This window comes from Candidatus Woesearchaeota archaeon (assembly GCA_003694805.1).
In the GTDB taxonomy this organism is placed as follows: Archaea; Nanobdellota; Nanobdellia; order Woesearchaeales; family J110; genus J110.
Genome location: RFJU01000044.1, coordinates 1 through 1774, shown reverse-complemented (window position 1 = coordinate 1774; position 1774 = coordinate 1). Strand labels below are relative to the sequence as shown.

Annotated in this window: 1 protein-coding gene; it reads right to left on the bottom strand. The window is 53.5% G+C overall.

Translation table 11 applies throughout. From position 1 onward, the window contains the following. Positions 1-157: 157 nt before the first annotated feature. Complete coding sequence (locus tag D6783_01885) at positions 158-1624, bottom strand: hypothetical protein (GenBank protein RME53486.1); 1467 nt, start codon at positions 1622-1624, stop codon at positions 158-160. Positions 1625-1774 lie beyond the last annotated feature (150 nt).

Below are 1774 nucleotides of genomic sequence, written 5' to 3'. Positions count from 1 at the left end.
CCCTACACCTTTCCCTTTTCCCTTTCCCCCTTCCTCATTCGCCGCCGTCTGCAGGAGAGTTTTTTGGCCGGCAGGGGGTCAGCCCCTATGCCGTTGCGCTTTTTTCACACTTAGGCGGCCAAACTCGCTTATTTGTCGGAGATTTTAGGGTATTTCGTTAGGCAACTCGACAGGGCGATTGGCGAAGGGTGCGGAGGAGTCGTTTTAGTCCCGCTTTCGTCTTCACTTCCGCCTCGATTTGACGAACGTTCCATTCGTTTGCAATTCCCTCCAGTAGGCGTAGTTGGTCGGTCACACGTGCTTGCACCCAGGGCTCACCCGCGCGCTTGGATGGTTTGCCATTACGCTTCATGTTGTTGAGCCTCTGGTGCTCTAACAGCAAAAGGCCCATCAATAGGAAGTCAATATACCGTTCCACTGCCTCAAACTTCATCAGCACGTAGCATCCCAGTTGCATGCGGCTCTTAAGCTCGCGGAATAGGAGTTCCACTTGCCATCTGACCTCATACAATTGGATGACCTCCCGAGCTGTAAGCTGCGGATCGGTGCAAGCGAGCACTTTGCCGTGCCAACGAGATGGCACTTTCTTGCTCTTCTTGCGATGAACAACCGGACCGGCGTGATATGCCTGCCAACTCGCGGACTGACCTGGTAAGAGTTTGACTTTCTCGTTTTCCTTGTACGACGCCACGATCAGACACTCTCCCAGTCTGGAGACCGTCGCGCGACGCGCAGCAACAGCGTAACGCCTTCTGGTTTTCTTGACTCGCAGGTTGTCGACGTGACGTCGGCGAAAGTAGACGAAGTCTTCATTCTCAACCTGAAGCTCTATCAACTCAAACTCTTTACAGTCCCAACTCCGCGTCCAAGCTACCACACGTCGGTCTGGTATTGCCGGGCCTTCGGCATCCTCCGACGCAGACAAGTTGCGGTTAGGATCAAGGGGGAAAACCTCTCGAAAACCTCTGTTTTTGCAGACTCGATGAATGCCTTGAGCATCGAAAGCGCTGTCAAACGTAACCGTTACCGTGACGTCCTTGGGAACGGATACTTCCTTTAACATCACAGCCGCAAGCTGGTTTAACGTGCGGTACTTTTTACCCTTTGCCTCGCAGTACGCCTTCGTGTAGTAGCTCCGACGAGGTAATGGGATTCGGCCTCCTCGATCGGTAAGAATCATCCCCATAAGAAAGGCGTGCTGCCGCTTGCTTCGTCGGCGCGGGTCGCTCCGACGAGACATTACGATCATGTTCTCCATGCAATGGCCCACACTGCGGTGGTAAGTCGTATCAATCACTATGCACCAATGGCGTTTCTGGCCGCCTCTCATCCGCCGTTCCCACCGATCCGTATCGCGCCAATGCCTCTCATACAGTGAAACATGGAAATCTCGTGTCTTCCAACGCGGGTTGACTAAACGCCGTGAGATCGTGGCCACATGAACTCGATGTCCCGCAACCATACCCGCGATCGTTTTGAGTCGCCGATAATGAGGCGCCAAGAGGAAAGCTAGGACCATCGGTGCAAGGGCGCGCCGAATCGGTTGCGGAGCGGTCCTGACGGCGGGAACAAAAAACGCGTTGACTTCCCTCGGAACACCCAATAACATTTGTCCGGACTCCATTCCTTTGCGGCACGCAGCTTCCAGCTGTGTTTGTCTAGAAACACATATGCAAAGGATATGGAGTCTTTTTCGTAATTACCAAGAGCGATTCTCGCCGATCAATATCACCAAATCCCAAAAAAGCGCAACGGCATAGGTCCTGACCCCTTT

What these genes read in the sequence shown, in the direction of transcription:
- D6783_01885 (RME53486.1), bottom strand. Translation starts at nt 1,624, where the DNA reads ATGGAGTCCGGACAAATGTTATTGGGTGTTCCGAGGGAAGTCAACGCG.